The sequence below is a fragment of the Pseudomonas sp. NCHU5216 genome (assembly GCF_052156495.1).
Lineage (GTDB): Bacteria > Pseudomonadota > Gammaproteobacteria > Pseudomonadales > Pseudomonadaceae > Aquipseudomonas.
Map to the genome: position 1 here is coordinate 1 of NZ_JBQLIX010000060.1, position 22,775 is coordinate 22,775.

Annotated in this window: 23 protein-coding genes and 1 pseudogene; 14 read left to right on the plus strand and 10 right to left on the minus strand. The window is 61.2% G+C overall.

From position 1 onward, the window contains the following. Window positions 1–190: 190 nt before the first annotated feature. Window positions 191–1,492: an SLC13 family permease gene (locus tag ACSVIK_RS24610; RefSeq protein WP_442446766.1), complete on the minus strand. Its 1,302-nt coding sequence runs from the start codon at window positions 1,490–1,492 to the stop codon at window positions 191–193. Window positions 1,493–1,537: 45 nt separating this feature from the next. Further along, entirely contained in the window at window positions 1,538–2,383 is an 846-nt protein-coding gene (locus tag ACSVIK_RS24615) for an amidohydrolase family protein (RefSeq protein WP_442446767.1), read from the minus strand. Between the two features lie 148 nt (window positions 2,384–2,531). Here ACSVIK_RS24615 and ACSVIK_RS24620 point away from each other — a divergent pair, with 148 nt between their 5' ends. Continuing rightward, window positions 2,532–3,269, plus strand: a complete 738-nt coding sequence (locus ACSVIK_RS24620; RefSeq protein WP_442446768.1) for a GntR family transcriptional regulator — start codon at window positions 2,532–2,534, stop codon at window positions 3,267–3,269. On the opposite strand, the gene ACSVIK_RS24625 is transcribed toward ACSVIK_RS24620, so the two are convergent. The 5 genes from ACSVIK_RS24625 to ACSVIK_RS24645 all read right to left on the minus strand — a co-directional run bounded on the left by ACSVIK_RS24625 (window position 3,262) and on the right by ACSVIK_RS24645 (window position 8,968). Continuing rightward, entirely contained in the window at window positions 3,262–4,311 is a 1,050-nt protein-coding gene (locus ACSVIK_RS24625) for a diguanylate cyclase (protein ID WP_442446769.1), read from the minus strand. The genes ACSVIK_RS24620 and ACSVIK_RS24625 overlap by 8 nt on opposite strands. Before the next feature lie 411 nt (window positions 4,312–4,722). After that, window positions 4,723–6,033 (minus strand): CitMHS family transporter, encoded by a 1,311-nt coding sequence (locus tag ACSVIK_RS24630; protein ID WP_442446770.1) that lies wholly within the window; start codon window positions 6,031–6,033, stop codon window positions 4,723–4,725. Between the two features lie 300 nt (window positions 6,034–6,333). Then, window positions 6,334–6,822: a hypothetical protein gene (locus ACSVIK_RS24635; RefSeq protein ID WP_442446771.1), complete on the minus strand. Its 489-nt coding sequence runs from the start codon at window positions 6,820–6,822 to the stop codon at window positions 6,334–6,336. Between the two features lie 106 nt (window positions 6,823–6,928). Continuing rightward, the gene (locus ACSVIK_RS24640; protein WP_442446772.1) at window positions 6,929–8,632 is read right to left on the minus strand and encodes an amidase; all 1,704 of its coding nucleotides are present in this window, start codon (window positions 8,630–8,632) and stop codon (window positions 6,929–6,931) included. A gap of 150 nt (window positions 8,633–8,782) precedes the next feature. Then, window positions 8,783–8,968 carry a hypothetical protein gene (locus tag ACSVIK_RS24645; protein ID WP_442446773.1) on the minus strand — a complete coding sequence of 62 codons (186 nt, stop codon included), beginning with the start codon at window positions 8,966–8,968 and terminating at the stop codon, window positions 8,783–8,785. Between the two features lie 176 nt (window positions 8,969–9,144). Here ACSVIK_RS24645 and ACSVIK_RS24650 point away from each other — a divergent pair, with 176 nt between their 5' ends. Further along, entirely contained in the window at window positions 9,145–9,534 is a 390-nt protein-coding gene (locus ACSVIK_RS24650; RefSeq protein WP_442446774.1) for a GFA family protein, read from the plus strand. Between the two features lie 19 nt (window positions 9,535–9,553). Here the strand turns inward: ACSVIK_RS24650 and ACSVIK_RS24655 are convergent, their stop codons facing one another. Beyond that, on the minus strand, window positions 9,554–10,258 hold the full coding sequence (locus ACSVIK_RS24655) for a class I SAM-dependent methyltransferase (RefSeq protein WP_442446775.1): 705 nt from the start codon (window positions 10,256–10,258) through the stop codon (window positions 9,554–9,556). A gap of 522 nt (window positions 10,259–10,780) precedes the next feature. Here ACSVIK_RS24655 and ACSVIK_RS24660 point away from each other — a divergent pair. From ACSVIK_RS24660 to ACSVIK_RS24695, 8 genes and pseudogenes are all read left to right on the plus strand, one after another. Beyond that, entirely contained in the window at window positions 10,781–11,164 is a 384-nt protein-coding gene (locus tag ACSVIK_RS24660) for a hypothetical protein (protein ID WP_442446776.1), read from the plus strand. Window positions 11,165–11,186: 22 nt separating this feature from the next. Next, window positions 11,187–11,729, plus strand: a complete 543-nt coding sequence (locus tag ACSVIK_RS24665) for a hypothetical protein (protein ID WP_442446777.1) — start codon at window positions 11,187–11,189, stop codon at window positions 11,727–11,729. 315 nt (window positions 11,730–12,044) lie between these two features. Further along, the gene (locus ACSVIK_RS24670; RefSeq protein ID WP_442446778.1) at window positions 12,045–12,788 is read left to right on the plus strand and encodes a hypothetical protein; all 744 of its coding nucleotides are present in this window, start codon (window positions 12,045–12,047) and stop codon (window positions 12,786–12,788) included. 133 nt (window positions 12,789–12,921) lie between these two features. Next, window positions 12,922–13,110, plus strand: a pseudogene (locus ACSVIK_RS24675) (putative holin); the annotation flags it as partial. Window positions 13,111–13,202: 92 nt separating this feature from the next. Further along, window positions 13,203–13,394 (plus strand): hypothetical protein, encoded by a 192-nt coding sequence (locus ACSVIK_RS24680; protein WP_442446788.1) that lies wholly within the window; start codon window positions 13,203–13,205, stop codon window positions 13,392–13,394. Window positions 13,395–13,434: 40 nt separating this feature from the next. Beyond that, window positions 13,435–13,614 (plus strand): hypothetical protein, encoded by a 180-nt coding sequence (locus ACSVIK_RS24685; protein ID WP_442446779.1) that lies wholly within the window; start codon window positions 13,435–13,437, stop codon window positions 13,612–13,614. Between the two features lie 1,112 nt (window positions 13,615–14,726). Next, complete coding sequence (locus tag ACSVIK_RS24690; protein WP_442446780.1) at window positions 14,727–15,944, plus strand: MFS transporter; 1,218 nt, start codon at window positions 14,727–14,729, stop codon at window positions 15,942–15,944. Between the two features lie 54 nt (window positions 15,945–15,998). After that, on the plus strand, window positions 15,999–17,075 hold the full coding sequence (locus tag ACSVIK_RS24695; RefSeq protein WP_442446781.1) for an AI-2E family transporter: 1,077 nt from the start codon (window positions 15,999–16,001) through the stop codon (window positions 17,073–17,075). Window positions 17,076–17,100: 25 nt separating this feature from the next. On the opposite strand, the gene ACSVIK_RS24700 is transcribed toward ACSVIK_RS24695, so the two are convergent. After that, a complete protein-coding gene (locus ACSVIK_RS24700) occupies window positions 17,101–17,784 on the minus strand; it encodes a hypothetical protein (RefSeq protein ID WP_442446782.1) in 684 nt (227 codons plus the stop codon). A gap of 288 nt (window positions 17,785–18,072) precedes the next feature. Between ACSVIK_RS24700 and ACSVIK_RS24705 the strand changes: the two genes are divergently transcribed. From ACSVIK_RS24705 to ACSVIK_RS24720, 4 genes are all read left to right on the plus strand, one after another. Next, window positions 18,073–19,158, plus strand: coding sequence for an oxygenase MpaB family protein (locus tag ACSVIK_RS24705; RefSeq protein WP_442446783.1), 1,086 nt, complete (start codon window positions 18,073–18,075; stop codon window positions 19,156–19,158). 100 nt (window positions 19,159–19,258) lie between these two features. Next, complete coding sequence (locus ACSVIK_RS24710) at window positions 19,259–20,671, plus strand: aldehyde dehydrogenase family protein (protein ID WP_442446784.1); 1,413 nt, start codon at window positions 19,259–19,261, stop codon at window positions 20,669–20,671. 236 nt (window positions 20,672–20,907) lie between these two features. Continuing rightward, window positions 20,908–22,281 carry a carbohydrate porin gene (locus ACSVIK_RS24715; RefSeq protein WP_442446785.1) on the plus strand — a complete coding sequence of 458 codons (1,374 nt, stop codon included), beginning with the start codon at window positions 20,908–20,910 and terminating at the stop codon, window positions 22,279–22,281. 46 nt (window positions 22,282–22,327) lie between these two features. Beyond that, window positions 22,328–22,588, plus strand: a complete 261-nt coding sequence (locus tag ACSVIK_RS24720) for a ferredoxin (protein WP_442446786.1) — start codon at window positions 22,328–22,330, stop codon at window positions 22,586–22,588. Here the strand turns inward: ACSVIK_RS24720 and ACSVIK_RS24725 are convergent. Then, window positions 22,569–22,775, minus strand: a 207-nt coding sequence (locus tag ACSVIK_RS24725) for a hypothetical protein (protein ID WP_442446787.1), incomplete at its 5' end; no start/stop codon positions are given. The two genes, ACSVIK_RS24720 and ACSVIK_RS24725, sit on opposite strands and share 20 nt — an antisense overlap.

Below are 22,775 nucleotides of genomic sequence, written 5' to 3' on the forward strand. Positions count from 1 at the left end.
CGGGGCCGGATGGCGGGGCCAAGCCTTTTTGCCTTCTTTTGTGGCGTTTGACAAAAGAAGGTCGCCGGGGGCGAAACAGGAGCTATCAGCTAAACACCGATAAGCAGCTTGAACACCGAAAACAACACACAAACTTGTCAGTCCGGTGTCAACCAGGCATCCCCCTGAAAATGTGATGAACCTTTTTTCATCAGAACAGGAAGGTCAGCGCCAGGTTGAACAGCATGGCGGCGACGAAGCCGATGGGCGCGGCGCGCAGCAGCAGTTGCGAGAACAGTGTGGCGCGCGCCTTCTCTTCGGTGCACGAGCCCAGCAGCAGGCTACCACCGGAGGAGAACGGCGAGATCGAGGTGGCCTGAGCACCCACCACGATGGCGACGAAGATGATCATCGGGTCGATCGACATCGAGGCCGCCAGCGGCAACACCATGGGGAACAGCGCCGGGGTCACCACGCCCAGGGTGCTGGCGAAGATCGACATCAGTGCCGCCACCACGCCGAAGGCCACCGGAATCATCACCGGCGGAATGTTGCCGCTGATCCAGGACGCCAGAGCCGCGATGGTGCCGGCCTTGATGGCGACGGTGATGAGCATGCCAACACCGCAGATCATGATCAGCGTGGACCAGGGCACCGAGGCGATGGCCTTGCGCTCGTCACCGAGCTTGAGCAGCAGCGCGATCACCGAGAACAGGCTGGCGATCAGGCCGATATCCACCTTGCTGTTGATGAACTTGACCGTGGCGTTATCCGGGAAGGCCAGCAGCGCCAGCGGCGCAGCCAGTACCAGCACCATCATCAGCACGGTGAGCAGCAGGGTCAGCTTCTGCTCGCGGTTGAAGGCCTCCGGCAGGTCGGCGTTGATCACCGCGTTCTTCAGGTTGCGACCATGGCCACCGAGGAAGACGAAAGCGCTGATCACCAGCACCGGGATGATCGCCGTGCTGGCGAAGATCGCCAGGGCATTGACGAAGGCTTCGCTCTCCGGCATGCCGGCGCTGGTCATCAGGCCACGGAAGATGATACCGCTCTGGCTGGAGACGAAGTTCGCCCCGGCCAGGGCGCCGTAGTTCACCGCCATGCCGCCGAGAATCAGGCTCATGCCGGTGCGCTGGCACAGCAGCAGGGTCAGCGGTGCCATGAAGGCCAGTACGGTGTAGTAACCGGCGCCCATGCCGGCGATCACGCTAGCAGTGAGGAAGATCGCATACGGCAGCAGGTGCGGTACGCCTCGGCAGCGATACAACAGGTGCCCGGCGAGCTTCTCCAGGGTGCCGTTGACGGTGGCGAAGCTGTAGAACAGGCAGACCGAGAAGATCACGAAGAAGATCTTCAGCGGCCACATGGCGATGATGTCGCCTGGGCTCAGGCCCATGCCGAAACAGCCCAGCAGATAAGCGAAGGCAATGGCGAACAGGCCGATGTTGATCTTGGTGGTGTAACCCAAGGCGACGGCAAGAACGATCGCGCTGACGACGAGCAAGCTCATCATGATGGTTTGACTCCTTTTGTTGTTCTGATGTGAGCGCCGGCCCGCTTACGCGAAGCCGAACAGGGTTGCAGGGTTATCCACCAGAACGCGACGGCGCTCCTCGGGATTGGGCAGCAAGGCCTCGAGCAGCGCGAACTGCTCATCGTAACGGGTCTGCGACTCGAACTGGGTATTGGGCCAATCGCTGCCCCAGAGGAAGCGATGCACACCGCCACAGGCCTCACGCAAACGCGCGGTGACGGCCTGGGCACGGGCCAGGTCGGATTGGCTGCGGTAGGCGGCGGACAGCTTGATCCACAGCGGCGCCTGACCGAACAGCGCGAAGAAGGCCTCGTGCTGCGGGTCATGCAGACGCAGGCTGGGCTGTGGCAGGCCGAAATGATCGATTACCAGGGTGACGCCGGATTCGAGAATCGCCGGCACGATAAGCGCCAGATCGTCGAAGCCACGCTGGATCTCCACCTGCCAGCCACGCCGGGCCAGGCGACGGAACAGCTCGTTCCAGGCCGCGCCGGTGTAATCCTCCAGGGCCTTGCCGATCAGGTTCAGGCGCACGCCTACCACGCCGGCGGCGGCCAGCGCGTCCAGCTCGGCGTCGCTCACCTGCGCATCGACCACCGCCACGCCACGCAGGCGTTCAGGGAAACGTTGCAGCGCCTCGACCATGTAATGGTTGTCGGTGCCGAGAAAGCTCGGCTGGATCAGCACGCCATGAGACAGGCCACAGCCATCCAGATGGGCCAGGTACTGCTCCACCGTGGCGTCATACGCAGGGCTGTAGCGACGACCAGGCACCATCGGCAGATCCTGGCGAAAGATGTGGGCATGGGTGTCGATGCCGGTAAAGCTGGCAGTAGGCATGGGCGTCACGAAACTACCTCTGTCGTTCATTGTTCGCGCCGCTCGTCGAGGCGGCTGCTTTTTATACAGACATTCAGTCATATATATGAATATATGACTCTATCGATAGAGTTCCACTGCTGTCAACGCGACACCCAGTGGTAAAGTGACGATCGGTCGAAATTCGGATGCGTGATCTATGAGCGTTACACCCCTGGGACAGGATGAACGTCTGCCGCTGTACCAACGGCTACGGGACGAGATGCTGGCGAAGATTGCCGCTGGCCAGTGGCTGCCAGGCGAGGCCATCCCCACCGAAGCGGAGCTGACCCGCCAGTACGGCGTGGCTGTGGGCACGGTGCGCAAGGCCGTGGAGACCCTGGTGGCCGAAGGGTTGCTGGTGCGTGCTCAGGGGCGCGGCACCTTCGTGCGACGGCCGAATTTCGACGGTTCGCTGTTCCGTTTCTTTCGTCAGGTCAGCGCCAGTGGCCTCACCCAGGTGCCGCTGAGCCGCATCCTCGACTGCCAGCGTGCCCCCGCTGATGAGGCCGCGCGCCAGGCCTTGCAGCTAGCCGAGGGCGAGATCTGCTTTCACCTGCACCGCCTGCGCCTGGTGGAGGGCCGTCCGCTATTCTACGAGCGAATCTGGCTGCCCGCCTCGCGCTTCACTGCTCTGCAGGATATTGCGCCGGAGGATTTTCCCCAGTTGCTCTATCCCTTCTACGAGGAGCGCTGCGGTCAGCGCATCGCCTCGGCGCAGGAAACCCTCACCGTCTCCGCGGCCGATGCCTCACTGGCGGCCAGGCTCGATGTCGTCGAAGGCAGCCCGACCGTGGTCATCGAACGCATCGCCCTGGGCTATGACCGCACCCCGCTGGAGTACCGCCTGTCCCAGGCCGCGGCGGAAAACTTCCGCTATCAGGTGGAGATCAGTTGAGTAACGCCTGAGTCTGCTGCCCGGCCTTGGGTGCCAGCACCACGACCTGGTTGCGCCCCCGCGCCTTGGCCTGGTAGAGCGCTTCGTCGGCTTGGCGTATCCAGTCCTCGACCGAACGCAAGCGCGGGTCGTAGACGGCCAGGCCGATGCTCAGTTGCACCTGCCCGGCTTCATCCCTGGCGACCAGCGCCCGCAGCCGCTCGAGCAGGGTGTATCCGCCATGACCATCGGTGCTGGGCAACAGCACGCAGAACTCGTCACCACCATAGCGACCGGCCAGGTCGGTTTCGCGCAGGCACTCACGCAGCGCAGTCCCCAGACGCACCAGCAGTTCGTCGCCCGCCACATGGCCCAGGGTGTCATTGACCGACTTGAAGTGATCGACATCGATCAGCGCCAGGCAAGCCGTGCTGTTGTCGCGCTTGCAGCGCTGGAATTCGCGCACGGCCAGCTCCGTCCAGTGACGCCGATTGAAAACGCCGGTAAGGCTGTCCGTCTGGCTCAGCGTGCGCAGGGCCTGACGGCTGTTCGCCACGCTCTGGGCCAGACCGTAGAGCGTCGAACCGATCACCAGCGGATGCAGAATCAACATCGGCAGGCACACCAGCAGATGGCGCAGGCTGATGGCATCGACGAAGGTGAAGCCGAACACCAGCAGGCCCACCAACAGCCCCGCCACCTGAGCCAGGAGCCCCAGAGCGACGAAGCGAATGCCGCCGGCAGCCACGCTGTTGGCCTGCAGCATGGCGAAGGCAACGCTGGTGGCCAGCGGGCTGAAGCCAGCCGCGACCACCCAGAAGGCGCTGGCGAAGGAATCGAAGAGGATATGCCGGCGCTCGTTCTCCACCGGGTTGTGATAGCGATAACTGAGGGCCAGCGCCAGCCAGGGCCAGATAAAAGTGAAAGCCCCCAGGCCAAGCCAGACCCACAGCGGCCGCTGCAGATCCCACAACGGCACGCTCAGGCACAGCGCACCGACCGGCAATCCCAGGGCTCGTGGCAGCAAAGCGCGCCAAACGAAACGGCTGTGTTTTTTTCTCAATCAATCAGTCTCACGGCTGACGCTCGGCAAACGGCCATGGCCTGCCATTTGGCGGCGGCTTACCGATCGTGTCGTAAGAAGCTTAGGACACCACACCGGGTTGAGCTATGAGACATGAATAATCGGCACTTGGCCATCATCCTGATTGGCTATTTGCGTTGTTGGCTGGGGCCAGAGGCTCAGCGAGCGGCGCCAATGGCCTCGCCGCTCGCGGTGATCCAGACGGCCTTGCCCGCCGGTGGCGCAGCCGAGCCAGATGAACGGGCCTTAGCAGGTCGTTGAAAAACGTAGGCGAGGCAGCCAGTGCAAGGCAAAAACAGGCGAAAAAGCGCAGTTTACGAGTTGTAAATGAGCATTTTGAGCCTGTTTTTAACGCAGCAATGGCAACGCAGGTAGTTTTTCAACAGCCTGCTAGAACAGACCAAGCCCCCAGGCCGCACCGAACAGCACCAGCGAAAAACCCCACATCCACCACAGCGAGTAGCGGATATGCCGCCCCAGATCCAGCCCGGCCAGGCCCAAGGCCAGCCACAACGCCGGCGAGAAAGGGCTGATGAAGGTGCCGATGATATTGCCGATGGTCAGCGCGTAGACCACGCTGGCTGGCTCCACGCCCTGGGCGCTGACCACTTCCAGGGTCACCGGCAGCAGGCCGAAGTAATAAGCATCGGTACTCAGCATCAGCTCCATGGGCAGGCCGAAAAGGCCGAGCACGATATGCATCTGCCCCACCAGCGATGCGGGTAGCACACCGGCCAGATCCTGGGCGATGGAAGTGAGCATGCCGGTGCCGGTGAAGGTGCCGAGCATCGAGCCCGCCGCCAGGATGATCATGCCCATGCTCAGTGCCGCCGGCGCGTGCGCCGAGATGCGCTGCATCTGCGCCTTGCCGCCCGGATAGTTGATCAGCAGCGCCAGGCACAGGCCAATCATGAAGATGTAGCCCGCTGGCAGTACCCCGGAGAACAGCGATACCAGCACGGCCAGGAACAGCGCGGCGTTGGCCCAGAGCAGGCGCGGGCGCTCCAGCTCACGCTCCTCGGCGCTCGGCTCGTGCAGGTCGCTGCTGGTTTCCACCAGCACACCTTCGTCGTCGGCCTTGCCGGTGGCGATACGCCGCTGCTCACGCCAGCCCAGCAGCGCCGCCAGCGCGACCAGCAGCACCACGCCAATGCCCTGAATGGTGATCAGCGGGCGCCACAGCTCGGTGACCTCGATGCCAGTCACGGCCGAGGCGCGGCCCAGCGGCCCGGCCCAGGGCAGCATGTTGAAGATGCCAGCGCCCAGAGCCAGCAGCAGGAGCATGAGATAGGGGCTCATGCGCAGTTGCTTGTACAGCGGCAACAGCGCGGGAACGGTGAGCAGGAAGGTGGTGGCACCGGCGCCATCGAGGTGCGCCAGCATACCGATCACGGCGGTGGCCACGGTCACGGCAATCACGTTGCCGCGGGTCAGGCGCACCATGCCAGCGATCAGCGGGCGGAACAGCCCGGTGTCCTGCAGCACGCCGAAAAAGGTGATGGCGAACACGAACATGGTGGCAATGGCGGTGACGCGACCGATGCCATCGGTGAAGAAACCGGAAATCGCCTCGGGGCCGAAGCCCGCAGCCAAGGCACCCAGCAGCGGCACCACGATCAATGGCAGAACGGGCGACATGCGCCCAACGAGCAACAGCACAACCAGGCAGCAAATGGTCAACAGACCAATCAGGGTCAACAAACCGCTTTCTCCTCTTTTTCTTGTCGGCACGCGAAAAGCGCGCCCGGAGGCTAAAAGGCCAACCTTTCAGCAACCTTTAATAGGCCGTTGAAAAACGTAGGCGAGGCAGCCAGTGCAAGGCAAAAACAGGCGAAAAAGCGCAGTTTACGAGTTGTAAATGAGCATTTTGAGCCTGTTTTTAACGCAGCAATGGCAACGCAGGTAGTTTTTCAAAAGCCTGTTAAGCGGCAGACGCCAGGAGGAGGAAATGTCAGTGGATATGTCGCGACGATGAAGACATGGGGGCGACGCCACGCGCGCCTATGCGCCGCGCGTGCTGCGCTGCTGCAGAAGCAGCGAAGCCTCGTTGTAGGCGCTCTGGAAGGCTTCGCTGCTGATCCAGGCGATGGCGGCGTCCTCGTCCTCATCATGGAAGAAGGCACGATAGGCAATCAGCAACGCCATGATGAAATCGGTAGCCGAGTCTTGCGACTCCTCGGCCACCACCAGCTCTAGCACCGGGTACTGCAAAAACACCAGGCACAGCGCCAGCAGGCTGGTGCGCTCGGCGTACTGCATGCGCACGAACAGCTCGTCGAACAGCGCCGGGTCGAAGCCATTCGCCTCGATGTCCTGGAAATCGAAGGTGCTCAGGTCGAACTCGATATCATCGAATGGCTCGTCGATCAGCGGATCGGCCAGCACCGGATGAAGGAAATTGCCCTTGGCCTTGGTCTTGCCCATACGGTTCTGCCTGGCCTTGCTCTTGGCTCGCTGGGCACGTTTCTTCTGCTTGTCGGGGGATGCCATGGCGGCAAACTCCTTGCTCGTGGGCGCCATGTGCATGGCGGGAAAGTCGCGGGGTGTGGCTGAGCCTGGCCGAGGAAGGAGGGAGCCCTCCCCCGGCCGCTGCGGTTCAGGCCAATGGCGGTGTGCGCGGTGGAATCAGGCGTTTGTTGCCGGTCGACTCGTAAGCCGAGGCCAGGCGCAGCAAGGCCGAATCGTCGTAGGCGCGACCAGCGAAGGTCAGGCCCACCGGCATGCCGATATCGGCCATCACCCCCATCGGCACGGTGACGGTGGGCACGCCCTGATGGCGAATGGTGAGGTTGCCGTTGGCGACCCAGATGCCGTTGCTCCAGGCGATGTCGGCCGATTGCGGATTGACGTCCGCGTCGGCCGGGCCGACATCGGCCACGGCAGGGAAGATCACCGCATCGAGTTCGAGCGCATCCATCCAGTCTTCCAGATCCAGCTTGCGGGTCATCTCCAGAGCACGCAGGCCGTCCGGTACGCTGGCGATCTCGTTCCAGGGGGTGATGCCACGCTGAGCCATGCGCACGTATTCGTCCATACCAAAGGCCAGATCATCCTCGCGATTAGGCAGGGTGCCGGGGTCGTGGGGGAAGATCTGCGGGCCATCGACGTCGGCCAAGCGATTGAGCTTGGGGTCGCCATTGGCACGCAGGAAGTCATCGAAAGCCCAGCCCGACAGCTCCCCCAGTTCGTCCAGCAGGAACTGGTGCGGCACCAGGCCACGGTTGTACAGGGTCGGCGCACCGGGGCGGTCGCCCTCGCAGTTGGAAACCAGCGGGAAGTCCACCTCCACCACCGTGGCCCCGGCATTCTCCAGCGCGGCACGGGCCTGCTCCCAGAGATCGATCACCGAGGCGCGGGTGTGGATGCGTTGCCCGGTCGGCCCGCCGATGCCGGGATTTTCGCTGGTGCCGGCCAGCTCGTCCTTGTTGATGTACATGCGCGGCACGCCCAGGCGCTTGCCTTTCAGCGCATCGGCGCTGGCGGCCAGATCGAGGTAGGAGGCCGGGCGCACCTCGGAGGCTTTCGGGATCGGCACCCAGGGCTGCAGGCGCCACAGGTCGCCACGGGTGTCCGGATCATCAGCCACTACCACTTCCAGCACTTCGAGCAGATCGGTCATGCTGCGTGCATAGGGCACCACCACGTCCATGGTCGGCGTCAGCGGCCAGTTGCCACGCACCGAAATGACCCCGCGCGACGGCGTGTAGGCGCACAGGCCATTGTTCGAGGCCGGGCCGCGCCCGCTCGACCAGGTTTCCTCGGCCAGGCCGAAGGCGGAGAAGCTGGCGGCGGTGGCGGTGCCGGCGCCATTGGACGAGCCAGAAGCGAAGGGGGCAGTCAGGTAGTTGGCGTTGTACGGGCTCTCGGCACGGCCATAAACGCCGCGCTGCATGCCACCATTGGCCATCGGCGGCATATTGGTCTTGCCCAGGCAGATGGCACCCGCGGCACGCAGGCGCTCGATGGTGAAGGCGTCGCGCTGCGCCAGCAGATTCTTGAACGCCGGGCTGCCGGAAGCCGCCGTCAGCCCCTTGACCAGGTAGCTGTCCTTGGCGGTGTAGGGAATGCCATCGAGCGGGCCGAGGGTTTCACCACGAGCACGGCGTGCATCGGAGGCCTCGGCCTCCTTCAGCGCGTCGGGGTTGTGTACCACCACGGCATTGAGCCGGGTCGCGGTATTCGGCCCATCGTAGGCCTCGATGCGGGCCAGATAGGCCTTGACCAACTCGACCGCCGTGGTGCGGCCGGACTCCAGCGCGGCACGCAGCTCGGCAATGGAAACTTCGGTTACCTCGATCATGCTGTCATCACTCGCAAAAGGTTGGGCCTGCCAGCGGCACGACCCCAGGTACGAATACGGCATGCCTGCAGTCAATGCTGAGAAAGCCGCGACAATCTGCCGTCGATGATACAGGGCAAAGGATCGCAACAGGGAGCAGAACGGCAGTGCTCAGTCGCCGCCGCAGCCCCCGCTGTCGCCGCCACCACAATCACCACCGAAGAAGCTGCCCCCGCTGTCCAGGGTCGAGCTGCCGGCATCGCTCGAGTGATGCGTGCCTGTGTGCTTTCTGCGCGCGGCCCACATCACCACCAGCAGAAAGACGATGAGTCCGGCAATCCCCAGGTACAGTCCCATCACGCTATCTCCATGCTCATGACAAGTGGCGGCATGATAGCCCATGCTCTCACCTGGGCTACGAAGGCAATGGCTGCTTCAAGGCACGTTGCGACATCCTTCACAGCATCACAGGCCCACCGACATGCCGCCCTCGCCAGGGTCGCAGCCAACACCCAAGAAAGAGAGGCCATCGCATGCCACAGATTACCGGCGGCTGCCTTTGCGGCCAGGTGCGTTTCACAGCCAGCGGCCAACCATACCGGGTCGGCGTATGCCACTGCCTGGACTGCCGCAAGTACCACGGCGCCCTCTTCCATGCCTCGGCGATATTTCCGCAAGAGGCGCTGACGATAGAAGGCGAAACCGGCCAGTACGGCGGCCGTCATTTCTGCCCGCGTTGCGGCTCGTCGGTGTTCTCGCGCACGGCGGATGAGATCGAGCTGAACCTTGGCTCGCTGGACGAACCGAACCAGTTCACCCCCACCTACGAACTCTGGACCATCCGCCGCGAGGCCTGGCTACCGCCCTTCCCCCTCGGCCGACACTACCCGCGCGACCGCGAGCACGACAGCCGAACGGAGTGAATGGCCGGATAGGCAGCGTTCAGGCCTCGGCCAAACGTCGGCAACTCCAGCCGCCCATGAGCCCAGCCTGGAAGAATTGCACCGGCGCACTGAACCCCGCCGCCTCGATGATGCCGGCCACCTGCTGCGCCGGCAGCACGGCCACATCCCGGGCATAGGCGGCTCGCGCCCGCTCGAGCATTTCAGGCTGCACCCCGGCCGCAGACATCAGGGTCATCCACTGGCGCAGCAACACCTCGTAAGCGGGCGTTCGGGTATCACAGGTCAGATCCGCATTGGCCAGCAATGCGCCGGGCTTGAGGCGCTGCGCGATCTGCCGGAAGAAGTCGGTGCGGGCCGAGGTGTCGAGGAAAAACTGCGAGACCAGAAAACAGGTGGCGCCGTCATAAGCGGATTGTGCCGCCAGCGTATCCAGGTAACCCTCGTGGAAGTCGCAACGCTGCAGAAAACCGCCGCGCTGTGCTCGTTGCCGACACTGCTCGAGCATCGCCCCCGAGGGGTCGAGCGCCGTGAAGCGCCACGCGGGAAAGCGCTCGGCCAGGTAGCCGATCTCCGCTCCGGTGCCCGCGCCGACGCAGAGAATCCGCGCGTCGGCCGGTAGCTCGGTGAACAGTGCATCGAGCAGCAGGTACAGCGCCTGGCGGATCGGCGCCATGCCCGCCCACTGCTGGTCGTAACCCGCCGCCTGCTGATCGAACAGCGTCTTGAGTTCCTCGTCACGCATGGGCAAACCTCCTCGACTGATCATCCTCGTGCTATCCAGTATCCCAGAGCTGTCAAGCACCACGCAGACGCCATCCTAGAACAGCGCAAACACCGGCTGACAGGGAACAAGTTTCAGGTTCTTCGCGGGATCTCGGGAAAGTCAGTCTTGACGCCGGACTGGCAAGTTTGTGTGAGTGTGCTTTCGTTCTCGGTGTAAAGCGATGGTTAAGACGTTCCGTGACCGAGCTGCTGAGGCGGGTTGGACGCCGAGCAAGTGGGAGAAGTGCAAGGGGTGGATAGAGCCGTTCAAGGGGGCTCGGAATGAGGCTCCTTGATGCGTGCGCCTGGTTAGGGTGGGTAGGGTTTGCGCGCGCGTGCGCTTCGGTTGGCAGACTCTAGGAACGTCGATTTTCTCATACAAGCGAGTACCCCTAACCACCATAACCAATCTTCTTGAAAGTATTGATTTAGATAGGAGTTTAGGTGGTTAGGATTTGGCAAAAAGCGGCTATGGTTAGTTTTTGACACGAGGGGCAAGCAAATGGCCGTTTATAAGGTTGAGAAGGGCGGGTTGGTGAAGGTTGGTGAGACATTGGAGGAGCTTGTAAAGCCAAGCCTGGCCAACTGGGAGAATTTTGACGATGACCTGATGTACAAGGGCCTCGGTTTCGTGCGCTACGACGAAGAGGATGGCGTCTATGTGCTCTACCGCCGCGATGCTGCTGTTCGGGCTGCAGATGAACTCCCTGGCGTGGTCTACGTGTTCGATGTGAATATTGATGAATCAAATATTGATTACATCCTGGTTGATGCTGCCGAGGCGCTGCCGGACTTCCTGGCTGTGGTGAAAATGCTTGAGCCGCTTGCTGCTCGCAAGCTCCGCTTGGACGCTGAGTTTGAGAAAGAGCGGCTGTTGAATCGTTGATTACTACGGGGCGGGCACAGCAATGATTGAGTCTATCGAGACTCTGTTGACGCATTGGGGCGAGCAACTGGCCCAGAACGGCCAGGGAGTCGGATTGCCCAGCGCCATGGGCACCATCGTCGAGTTCGCCGGCTGTGCGCCGCGTGGTGGCGTGTACGGCGCCAAGCTGCTGGTGGCCGGTGCCGGGCCGGATTACGCGGCGGCTGAGGTGAACCAGGTGCTGTACGTCATCGAGCGGCAGGAGGGCGGGCAGCTGCTGGGTCGCTTGGCGCGTGTGCAGTACCGCAACGAACCCCGGCTGACCATCGCCGAGCAGGTGGACGTGCTGGAGCTGGGGCGTGGAGAGACAGGCCGGCGCGCCTACTACCGGCAGGTTGGCGTGCTGCATGAGCGCCTGCAGGCCGGGCTGCTGGAACGCCAGGGCAAGCTGACGGCGCTGCGGCGTGAGGCGCGCCGGGCGGATGATCGGGTGCGCAAGGCGGCAGTGCAGCAGGCGGATGCGGCGCACCGTGGCCGTGGTGCTGAGCTCAAGCGTGACCGTTCGTCTGGTGACTCGGCTCCGTAAGGCGCCGGCAAGGTTCCGAAGGGCGCCGGCTGGAATAACCCATAATCGGGGCTTTTCGGTTTGTCACTCGGGGGATACAAAGTCCCCACGATTCGATAGGTACGCCTAGCGAGCAACAGAGCGCCACGTGCTGTGTCGCACAACCTGAGACCCGGCTCGGATTCAGAGCCCCGCGACGCGGGGCTTTGTCTTAGACGCCAACGCCTGAGGTAAATTATGCCTTTAGCACTAGAATGTTTTTGAGGTTGTGCTAGCGTGAGGGCCATTCGATCGCGGTTCGATCACAGGGATTTACCACCACAAGGAAAGTACGCAATGACTAAGCGCTTGGCTCTGATCTTCGCTCTTGTATCAGCGACCGCTGGGCTCTCTCTGCCGGCTTCGGCTCGCGAAATCATCCAGTGTGAAAATATCGGGCGACCGCCCGGCTACCTGACCGTTGAATCGGGCATTTCAGTCTCGAATTGCCCAACAAGGCGCGCCGTTCGCTTCAGTACCCCATATGAAGGTCTGGCAATTGAAAAACCGCCAGAGTTGGTCACTGTTGAACCTCGCTATGTTGTTACCAAGGTCTTTAAACTTGGTAATACGCAGACGTTTCAAATTTCGCCGCTGGTAGATGGCATCATTGGCTGCTCTTTTGTGCCATACGATGCGTACAATTATTTCACCAGGCCGGCAGATGCTTCTGGCTGTAGCGTTACTCCAGGATCCACGAGCAGTAATGCGATCCGATACTACCAGTACATGTATGTGGAGCTTGCTCGACCAGCGGGTCAAGCTGGAAATCTACGCGTGAGCATAAACAAGAACATGACAAGTCCTACTCTGTATTATGCGATTCGTACTACGTCGCGCTTGAACGGCGGAACGAGAACCGTCATGAAGACCGCTCTTACCAAGAGCGGTTCGTACCAGTTGGCTGACTTGGCGCCAGATATGGTGGCCGATGCCCGAGCTGGGGCCTCGTTCGTGTTTGAAGTCGAAATGTTCATGCTCTCTAAGTCTGTGTCTATGTACAGCATCCAGGCGACCGGCCAAGAAATGCTCAAGAACTAAGCCAAGCCTCTCGAGATCAAGCCCTGCCATGCGGGGCTTTTTTATTTCTGGCTGGCTCTACTTGGCCGGTGCGGCCGCCGTTTCCGTAGAACGCGGGTTGTTTATTCTGGCCCTTGGCCGCCTGGGAGGGTTTATGAGCGGGCCGAGTTCGGTTGTGGCAGGCGGGCTGCTGGTCAGCGCTGCTGCCGGCTGGTTGGCCGGCATCGACGGCGACGCCGCCACTGGAGCGCTGTGCGGCTCGCTGATTTTCTTCATGGCGCGCCATGAGATCGAGATCTGGAAGCGGCTGGTCTATTTCATCATCAGCCTGGTGATGGGTTACCTGTTCAGCCCTGGGCTGACGGAGTTCGAGCTGTGGGGCTTTCGCCCGTTCGCGTACTCCGACCCGGCCGCATTCGGCGCCTCGCTCAACCCATGCCCAAGATCAACGTGGCAAAGCCCTTCAACTACCAGAAGAACGGCAAGGTGCAGCTTTTCAAAAAGGGCGAACATGAAGTCGACGCCGACGTGGCCGCGCACGCCGAGCAGCGCGGTTATCTGGTCGGTGCGAAGGCCAAGCCTGCCACCATCGAGGCCTCTGCTGAGCCGGTTGCCGAAACCAAGTAAGCGCCCCTCCCGTAAACCCCACGATCATTAAGAGAGTCCCATGGCTCAGATCGACCGTTCGTTCATCGGCGAGGGCATTCCGTACGCTCGCCTCTACCAGACGCAGGATCCGCTGATCGACATCGGCAATTGCGACACCTTCAACATCAGCTTCACCACCGACCGCCAGACCCTGCGCAACTACCGCGGCGGTGGCGGCAACCGCAACGTGCGCGAGTAGGTCATCGACATGGCCTCGACCATCGGCATGTACGACATGACCGCCACCAACCTATCGCGCGTGACGCGTTTCACCGTCACCCCGATTGCAGCGGGTACTGTCACCGATGAGCTGCGCATCAGCGCTGGGGCCCCGCCATCCGAGCTAGGCGCCTCCGCCCTGCTGCGCCGGGGTTCGTTGGCTCCATCGTTGCTCCGAGGGTCGGCGTACATGGGCCATCCCTGGCCTATTGCGCCTCTCGCGGCATCCATGCCGCTCGCCCCTCTACGCAACGATAGCGCTCACCCTCCTGAAGGGGCCATTCGCGCGCCTGAACGAGCTGGCATGCCATGGGCTGCCCGGCGTGTTCTGGTAGCTGTGAAGTCGCGATGGGGCGCCTGGTTAAAACAATAGTTTCATTCGCGTAGGGCGCACCGGGACGCCGGCCGCTCGGAAGCAGTACGCCGTTGGGAGTATTGGACGTAGGTTGCGGTGCCGAACTCGTCATGGCCCGGCGGACTGTTCGCTTAGGCTCCTGAGTCCGCCCTACGGCTGCCAAGCATCGGCGTAGGGCGTACTCGCGAAGCAGTACGCCGTTGGGGCAGGGGGTTACCTAGGGTTCAGGCGCGTGCACAGCCCGCCCAGGAGGGCGAACGGAATCGTCGTGGAAGAGGTTGAGCGACATGGATGTCGCGACGACTGCATGGATGCAGGAGGTAGAGCGACGCAGGATGCCAAAGCCGAGAGCCGCGATGGGCCAGGGATGGCCCACCGTCGGTGGGCCGCATCCGGTCGGGCCTCTGGAACGGCGATGGAGTGAGCGAACCCTGGCGCAGCCAGGGCCGGATGAAAGGGCGGAGGTTTTGGTTACTTTTGTCGGGCCGGCCATCCGCGGCAAAAGTGACTCGCCCGGGAGGGCGAAACCAAAAAACATCAAGAAAAACGCGGCAATTCGGAACAGACACAAGAACAACTGACACCGTATTGCCAGTCCGGTCTCAACCACGCATTCCCCCTGAAAATGCGATGACCCAAATTTCACTGGCCCCTCTTCCCATTTCCCGCCTACCAGGCTAAACATAAGCATCGCTCATGTTTATATACCCAACTCACCCGCGAGGTTCATACAAGAAATGGGTTACCCCAGCCAAAACCCGGCCGACAGCCTCGCGCCAGCTGCCACCCACCCCATGAGCCAGCGGCGCTGGGCAGTCGCAGCCCTGTTCGCCCTGGTGCTGTGCAGCAATCAGGCACAGGTCAGCTTTCTCATTCCCCAGCAGGCACAGATCCAACAGCACTATGGTCTGGGCGAGCTGGCCAGCAGCCTGAGCATTCTGGTCATACCGCTGCTGTGCATCCTGTTCTCCATTCCCTGTGGCCGCCTGATCGACCGGATCGGCTTTCGCCGAGGCGCAGCCTGGGGGTGCGGCCTGCTGGCGCTGCCACTGGGGTTCAGGTTCGACGGCAGCTTCTTCAGCCTGATGGCCGGGCAAGTGCTCATCGGCCTGTCACAACCGATGCTGCTCAATGGTGTGGCGAAAATGTCCATCGAGTGGTTCGACGACGCCGAACGCGGCACCGCCATCGGCATCAGCACGGCCGGGGTGTTCCTCGGCCTGGCCCTGGGCCTTGGCCTGCCACCCTTGCTGGTAGAAGCCTACGGCATCACCCAGGCACTGCTGCTCACCGGCCTGGTGGGCCTGATACCAGCGGTGCTGCTGTGGTTCTGTACCCACATGCAGGGCCATGACCTCATTCCGTCAGGCATCGAGGGCGGCTTGCTGCCACTGCTGCGGGCGCCGGCCATGGTGCCTGTGCTGGTCACCACCATCATCGGTTGCGGCCTGTTCAATGCCCTGGCGCTGTGCCTGGAGCCCATGCTCAGAGAGCACGGCTTCGCCGTCGAAACCCTGTCGGCGGCCGGCGCACTGATGATCACAGGCGGCGTGGTCGGCTCGCTGTTCGTCGCGCCACTGGCCGAACGCCTGGGCGGCAAGTTCATCGTGCTCGCCGCCTGTGGCGTAGCGGTGATGCTGAGCATCTGCCTGCTCTACCAGGCCAGCACATCGTCCACCGTATTGCTCTATGCCACGCTGTTGGGCGCCTTTCAGTTACCCGGCTATGCCCTGCTCATCGCCATGTCCGAAGAGATCGCCGGCAAGGATCACGCGGCCCAGGCCAACTCGCTCATCACCCTGGCCGGCAATATCGGTGCCGGCGTCGGTATTGGCGCGGTGGTATTGATTCATGCCGAACTGGGCCATTGGTCCTACGTGGCCAGCTTCCTCATCGCCCTGGCGCTGATGCAGACGCTGATCGTCACGCTGTGCCGCTCCATTCGCCGACTGTGAGCGGGCACCGGCAACTTTTCTGCACTTTGCCGCCCATCGGGGGGACTAAGGGGCATGAACCATCGCCCCGAACCGCCCATGCCACTCGAACGCAAAGCCTTCGTCCTCCTGCTCGTCCTGGTGACGATCGCCTTCTTCTGGATCCTGCTGCCCTTCTACGGCGCCGTATTCTGGGCCATGGTGCTGGCCGTGGTGTTCGCGCCGCTGCAACAGCGCCTGGCGCAACGCCTGGGCGGCAAGGGTGACCTGGCCGCCCTGCTGACCCTGACCACCTGCCTGCTGGTGGCGATCCTGCCAGTGACGCTGATCACCTCTGCCGTGGTGGCCGAAGGCACCACCCTGTACCAGAAGCTGGAATCCGGCGAGCTGGACATCGGCGCCTACGTCACGAGTACCGTGCGCATGCTGCCGCCCTCGCTGCAGGAGCAGCTCGAACGTTTCGGCGTTTCCGACCTCGATGGCCTGCGCGAGAAAATCTCCCAGGGCGCCATGACCGCCAGTCAGTACCTGGCCACCAAGGTGTTCGCCATCGGTCAGGGCACCTTCGAGTTCTTCGTCAGCTTCTTCGTCATGCTCTACCTGCTGTTCTTCCTGCTGCGCGATGGTCACAGGCTGGTTCATGACATCCGCGCCGCCATCCCGCTGGGCGAAACCACCAAGCGCCGCCTGCAGATCAAGTTCACCCGCGTGGTGCGCGCCACGGTCAAGGGCAACGTGGTGGTGGCGGCGGTACAGGGCACCCTGGGCGGCCTGATCTTCTGGGTGCTGGGCATCTACAGCCCGCTGCTCTGGGGCGTGCTGATGGCCTTCCTGTCGCTGCTGCCGGCAGCCGGCGCCGGCATCGTCTGGGCGCCGGTGGCGATCTACCTGATGCTCAGCGGCAGCCTCTGGCAAGGCATCGTCCTCACCGCCTTCGGCGTGCTGGTGATCGGCCTGGTGGACAACATCCTGCGCCCCATTCTGGTGGGCAAGGACACCCGCCTGCCGGACTACCTGATCCTCATTTCCACCCTCGGCGGCCTGGCCCTGCTCGGCCTCAACGGCTTCGTCATCGGCCCCCTGGTGGCGGCGCTGTTCGTGGCGAGCTGGAATCTGTTCGGGGCGAAGAAGAAGGTCAGGTTGCCGGATTGAGAGATGCGGGCGCTACGCTCTTGGCTCAACGAGCGCCTTGTAGCCGGCCTCTCGCGCCCTCAATGAAGATATCCACGGTGAAATCGAGCTGTTCACGGCTATAGGTGTCTACGCCTAACGCTGCAATCCGTATCAGGTTCTTGAAGGCCTTGGGGTCGGCACCCTCCAGAGATGCCTTCAGGGAGCGAGGTCGGGTGCAACCGGCTTCGGTTGCCGCTTGGAGAATATCCCTGGCATGCCCCAGACAAAGGATCGCAAGCATGGTCACGAGACGAACGGAGTCTTCATCGTGAAAGCCGGCGATTCGGAAATGCTCGAAAAGCGCCTCGCTAGGCGCCAGGGTCAGATCGGAAATCGAATCGCCGAACCACAGGTGTTCAGCCAGACTCCCCAGGCTCACAACGCTTTCGACGAAGTTATGCGAGAAGCGTCGACAAGCCTCGTCCCAGGATGCCGCGGCAGAGATACCTTCTGAGCTGAAATTGCCATCGAATGCATCGATCGCGACGAGATTCAGCAGCGTCTGTCGATCCCTGACGTGGTAGTTCAAGGCCTTTCGATCCACGTTCAAGGCATCGGCTACGGTCTGCATCGACAGCTCAGTGTGCTCGATCGTCCGCGCAACCTCGATGATGCGCTTGAGATCCAGTCCGGCGCGCTGCCCTCGGCTGCGCTCGGACGCTTTAGATGGCTGTATGACCCGAGCCATTTTTCCCCCAGTGAATTTAAAACCCGATGCTCCGATTCTCGGGTTCCCTCTCCGGAACAGCAACCGCTATCCACGACTGGTTTCATTCGGAACGCAGCAACAGACTCCCAGCCCATGAATAAGTAACTGAAATATCTAGAGAAGCTGGATTTTCAGGTGGCAGCCGGCCGCTCGCATGGCAAAGGCTCGAAACTTCAGGCGGCCAACAGGCACTTGACAGCCTCTTCGATTGGAGAGAGCTTAGGCATTATTCCCGCACGGGAATATGGCCAAGAAGAGGACAGAACAATGAGTGCCGAATCCACGACCGCCTTCGACAAGGTGGAAAAAGTCATCTCCAAGGAGAAACTGTACGGGAAGGAGTCTCGCTGGCGCCGATACGGTGAACCGACGCTGGCAGCAAGCGCGGAAAAGGTCGATCACGGAGTCTACGGCCCGGGCTCGGTAGCCTGGGACGTCGTGCTGCATCCTGCCACGATGGTGTTCCAGAGCGCAGCACAATTCGCCCTGCAATTAACCTATAAACCGGTCCATGCCGGTGTGCGCGATTGGGATCCGATCTCGCGCAAGGCCCGCAAAGGCACCCTGACAATTTTCGATCTCTTCGACCGCACACAACGCAACTCGGGCATCCACGCCCCCATGTGGCTGGGTGATTCGGTTACTGCCAAGAAAGTCGCCAAACACCTCGGCAACATCCACTCCAAAGTGGTTGGGGATTGCATCAACATCGCTGAGCCGGATCTGGGCGGCTACGATGCCAACTCTCCGCGCGAATCCATGTGGGCTGCCATCACCGAAATGCACTCAATGCTCTGGGTGTACGAATCTCTCGCCTTCCGCGGCCTGAAGTTCCCCAGCCGAATGCTGCCGGAAAAGCGCGATCAGTTCTTCGCCGAAGTCGCCGAGTACTGCAAGCTGTTCCCTCACGAAGAAAAGGTTCCGGCGTCGGTAGAGGAAATCAAGGCGCATTACGAGCGTGACAAACGCCTTTTCGGTATGCCGTCTTCGATAGACATCATTCCGGAAACCGGCCAGAGCTTCAAAGAAGTGGTTGAAGAGTCGATGAAGAAAAACTGGCACCCTTCTCAACGTAAGGTGAAGTTCCAGCTCTTTTTGCACAACAAGCTCTTCAACATTCCGGTGTATGCGGCGCTATCGGGCAAAACCCGCCGCAACATGGGCATCCCGGCATCGCGGGACAAATGGATCTTCCTCGGTAAAACGCTCCTGTTGCCCTTCATCTGGCTGATCCAGCAGCCGCCCATCGAGCGCTACTTCATGCGAATCATGTGGGGCCCGGACGCGGTGAAACTGATCATGGCGGCGCGCAAGCTGCACGCCGAAGCGAAGAAAAAGCGCGGCTGGGATTGATGAAAGATCTGACCACCTGCAGGTGGTCAGATTCGATCTGCAATGAGTGATGCGTGCGAAAACACTCAGATCCAAAAAACAACAACAACAGGTAATTACAATGAAGTTCCGTCTGCTCATCAACGGCGTGCTCGTGGATGGCCCAACCACCCTGGATGTAATCAACCCCGCAACTGGCGAAGTGTTTGAAAAGTGCGCCAGGGCGGATGAAGCACTGCTGAACCAGGCGATACGGGCCGCCAAGCATGCGTACCGCCAATGGTCTGCACTCCCCCACCCCAAACGCGGCGAATGCCTGAGAAGGCTTGCTGCTGCAATCGCCGAGAAAAGCGAAGAACTGGCCACTCTGCTGACCCAGGAGCAGGGCAAACCGATCGCCCAATCACGCATGGAAATAGTCGGCGCAGTTGCGGCGCTGAATTACTACAGCGAGCAGGGCCTGCCCGTTGAGGTCATCCGCGAGACGGCTGAAGGCAAGATCCTCGAGCAGCGTTCGCCCCTGGGCGTAGTCGCAGCCATTACCCCCTGGAATTTCCCCGTGATGATCCTGGTGATGAAGATTGCCCCAGCGCTCATCACGGGCAATACCCTGGTTGCCAAGCCTTCTCCCATGACCCCGCTGACAAGCGCCTTCATCGGCGCTCTGGCCGCCGATATCTTTCCGCCAGGCGTAGTCAACGTCATCATCGACGACAACGATCTGGGGGCGATTCTCAGCAGCCATCCCGATGTCGCGAAGGTGACCTTCACCGGCTCCACCGCGACGGGCAAGCGCGTCATGCAAGGCGCCGCGTCAACGCTCAAACGCCTGACGCTGGAACTCGGCGGTAACGATGCCGCGATCATTCTGGACGATGTGGACGCCAAGCAGGTTGCCTCGAAGATCTTCGACGCGGCCATGATCAACTGCGGCCAGGTCTGCCTCGCAGCCAAGCGCATCTATGTACCGGACTCGCTGTACGAAGCCGTTTGCCAGGAGCTCGGCGCACTGGCGACACAGGCAATAGTGGGCGATGGCTTGAATGCTGACACTCAGGTCGGCCCGCTGCAGAACAAGGCTCAGTATGAAAAGGTTCTGGAGCTGATCGAGGATGCTCGCTCGCAGGGCGAGGTGATTGCCGGCGGCGAAGCCCTGGCGCGGCCGGGCTACTTCATCGCTCCCACCATCATCAAGAACCTGCCTGAAAGCGCCAGGCTGGTGCAAGAAGAGCAATTCGGCCCTGTGATTCCGGTACTGGCCTACCACTCGATCGATGAGGTCATCGATCGGGCCAACAACAGCGATTACGGTTTGGGGGCCACCGTCTGGAGCAAGGATCATCACCGTGGCCTGGAGGTCGCAATGCGCATCGACTCTGGCACCGTATGGGTGAACAAACATCTGGATATGCCTTTCGACGTTTCGTTCGGAGGCGCCAAGCAGTCCGGCATCGGCCGAGAGCAAGGTCTGGATGGTTTGAAGGAGTTCACTCAGGCCAAGGTGATCAACCTAGCCAACAGGTTGGGAGCCTGATAGCTGGCTGGCGAGGTATTCAGCCCGCCTGGTTCGAGCACATTCGTAGAACAGGATGTTCAGCATAGAGCGCAGAGTGGCTCTTGCTGCGAAGGTGTTCAACATCATCAGCGATTCAGCCAAGCAAACATCAGTTAGCTGGCTCCCTCTCAAAGCAGAACGACATTCAGCATGTGCCTACATGAAATAGCACATGCCAGGGGTCGCTTTGCCTAAAAATTGCCCGGAGAAAGAAGATGGCAAGTGTTGGATATAACAACAATACAATTAGCCGTGCAGCACTACTCAGTTTGACCCTGACCCTCGGGGGCATGGCCCCTCTTGAAATGGCTCTTGCTCAGCCGGAGCCCATTCCGGCCCCGCCACAAACGCCGCCAGCGAAGCCCACCAACCCCTATGCAAAGCTGGACAGGCTGCAGGAACAAGGAACACTGATCAAGATTCCGGCCGTCCGCGACAGCGTTCTGACTGACGTAGGAGGCTTTCGTAGCGACCTGGCACGCTACGGCATCGGTGTTCAACTGGTCAGCCTCAACAATGCCGTGTTCGACTCGAATACCCCTTCGCAGTCTGGCCGGCAGCATTACAGCGGCCAGGATCTGACGATCTATACCACCCAGCAATTCATCATGACCTACGACCTGGGGCAGGATGGAAATGATCAAACCCAACTGATCCTCGGCGCCGTGGCTGATACGGCCACCTGGGAACCCATGGGCCCGCGAACCAAAGGCTCGCTGAGTCGGCTGGCTTACTATCGGTCATTCAATGATCGCCAATGGGAGATAAAAGGCGGATACCTCAGTAATGCGCTCGAGTTCATCGGCATCTACACCGGTGGCTCGCTGGCCGGGGGAGCACAGGGGCCAAACTCAGTCATTCCTTTCCAACTTGGCCTCAGCCGCCTGCCAATGGCCTCGCCCGGCCTCAACATTACCTACAACAGCAAGGCAGGCTACTACAACAAGCTCGGTCTGCAGCGTAGTACGAGCCCCGATGGCGCACAGGTGGAGGTCGATACCAACTCCCATGGCTTCCGATGGCGCACGGATCACACCGGGTTGCTGGCCATCGATGAAATCGGCCTGAAAAAGGCGGCCAGTGCCTCGAACAAGTACAAGTGGATCCGCGGCGGCTTTCTGCAGAATGAGTCGAACTACAAGCGTTTCGATGAGGCGGATCGAAGCAGCTCCAACTACATGACTTACGCCGCAGCCGACGTCCAGATAACGCAGCCGGATGCCAACGGCCTTCCCTTCCAGGGTTGGTACGTGGGCGGGAGCTTCAACTATGCCCCACCGGATCGAAACCTCTATTCGCGTTATTACGAAGGCCGGCTCTATCGACTCGGAACCTTTGCATCCCGACCATTCGACATGATCTCGCTGACTTACAGCCACAGCGTGTTCAGCGACGATGCAATCCGTGTCTATCGGGGCTTTGGGGTGGATGTAGAGAGCGACACCACCTCCATCACCGCCTCTTACATGACCCGCCTGCATTCAGGCGTGTATTTGAGTACCGGAATCAGCCACGTACAAAACCCGGCGTTCACGCCGAAGCTCGACAACGCCCTCAACCTGTTGGTGGGCTTGAACATGTTCTTCTAATTGCCCCGCCCTGAACAAGGACAAGTTCGGGAGGCTTTAGCGTCTGTTGGATGGAACCCCGAACCTGACAACAGACGCTCTTTTTAACAAACAACCAACGCTGGTGATGACGATGAAAATAAAACTTGACCGCAGCCTGTGTATTGGCAGCAGCGCTTGCGTTATCGCGAGCCCTGAGTTCTTCGCCTTGGACAGTGACGGCATAGCCTATCTCGTGAACGAAACGCCGAGTGAAGAACTCCAGGCGAAAGCAAGGCTTGCCGTCGAAGAGTGCCCGGTAGCTGCCATCACCATTGAAGAAGATTGATCCGGCCGTACTGAACTTCAGGTGCCGACAGTTCTGTTGGCTCAAAGGTTTCTAGACAAGATGAGCTCAAGAACATGCCCGTCTTCCAGTCCTTGCTGAAGCTCATCTCGCTAAGGAAAGTCTGAAGAAGACTTCCCGTTTCTGGTGAAATAGGCCAATCCCGTTGCCCGAGTTTCTCAATGAAGCA

Coding starts and splice junctions, on each gene's coding strand:
- ACSVIK_RS24680 (WP_442446788.1), top strand. CDS start 13,203: ATGCCCAAGATCAACGTGGCAAAGCCCTTCAACTACCAGAAGAACGGC.
- ACSVIK_RS24615 (WP_442446767.1), bottom strand. CDS start 2,383: ATGAACGACAGAGGTAGTTTCGTGACGCCCATGCCTACTGCCAGCTTT.
- ACSVIK_RS24705 (WP_442446783.1), top strand. CDS start 18,073: ATGAGTGCCGAATCCACGACCGCCTTCGACAAGGTGGAAAAAGTCATC.
- ACSVIK_RS24715 (WP_442446785.1), top strand. CDS start 20,908: ATGGCAAGTGTTGGATATAACAACAATACAATTAGCCGTGCAGCACTA.
- ACSVIK_RS24650 (WP_442446774.1), top strand. CDS start 9,145: ATGCCACAGATTACCGGCGGCTGCCTTTGCGGCCAGGTGCGTTTCACA.
- ACSVIK_RS24695 (WP_442446781.1), top strand. CDS start 15,999: ATGAACCATCGCCCCGAACCGCCCATGCCACTCGAACGCAAAGCCTTC.
- ACSVIK_RS24670 (WP_442446778.1), top strand. CDS start 12,045: ATGACTAAGCGCTTGGCTCTGATCTTCGCTCTTGTATCAGCGACCGCT.
- ACSVIK_RS24635 (WP_442446771.1), bottom strand. CDS start 6,822: ATGGCATCCCCCGACAAGCAGAAGAAACGTGCCCAGCGAGCCAAGAGC.
- ACSVIK_RS24640 (WP_442446772.1), bottom strand. CDS start 8,632: ATGATCGAGGTAACCGAAGTTTCCATTGCCGAGCTGCGTGCCGCGCTG.
- ACSVIK_RS24665 (WP_442446777.1), top strand. CDS start 11,187: ATGATTGAGTCTATCGAGACTCTGTTGACGCATTGGGGCGAGCAACTG.
- ACSVIK_RS24700 (WP_442446782.1), bottom strand. CDS start 17,784: ATGGCTCGGGTCATACAGCCATCTAAAGCGTCCGAGCGCAGCCGAGGG.
- ACSVIK_RS24645 (WP_442446773.1), bottom strand. CDS start 8,968: ATGGGACTGTACCTGGGGATTGCCGGACTCATCGTCTTTCTGCTGGTG.
- ACSVIK_RS24620 (WP_442446768.1), top strand. CDS start 2,532: ATGAGCGTTACACCCCTGGGACAGGATGAACGTCTGCCGCTGTACCAA.
- ACSVIK_RS24690 (WP_442446780.1), top strand. CDS start 14,727: ATGGGTTACCCCAGCCAAAACCCGGCCGACAGCCTCGCGCCAGCTGCC.
- ACSVIK_RS24655 (WP_442446775.1), bottom strand. CDS start 10,258: ATGCGTGACGAGGAACTCAAGACGCTGTTCGATCAGCAGGCGGCGGGT.
- ACSVIK_RS24685 (WP_442446779.1), top strand. CDS start 13,435: ATGGCTCAGATCGACCGTTCGTTCATCGGCGAGGGCATTCCGTACGCT.
- ACSVIK_RS24610 (WP_442446766.1), bottom strand. CDS start 1,492: ATGATGAGCTTGCTCGTCGTCAGCGCGATCGTTCTTGCCGTCGCCTTG.
- ACSVIK_RS24660 (WP_442446776.1), top strand. CDS start 10,781: ATGGCCGTTTATAAGGTTGAGAAGGGCGGGTTGGTGAAGGTTGGTGAG.
- ACSVIK_RS24710 (WP_442446784.1), top strand. CDS start 19,259: ATGAAGTTCCGTCTGCTCATCAACGGCGTGCTCGTGGATGGCCCAACC.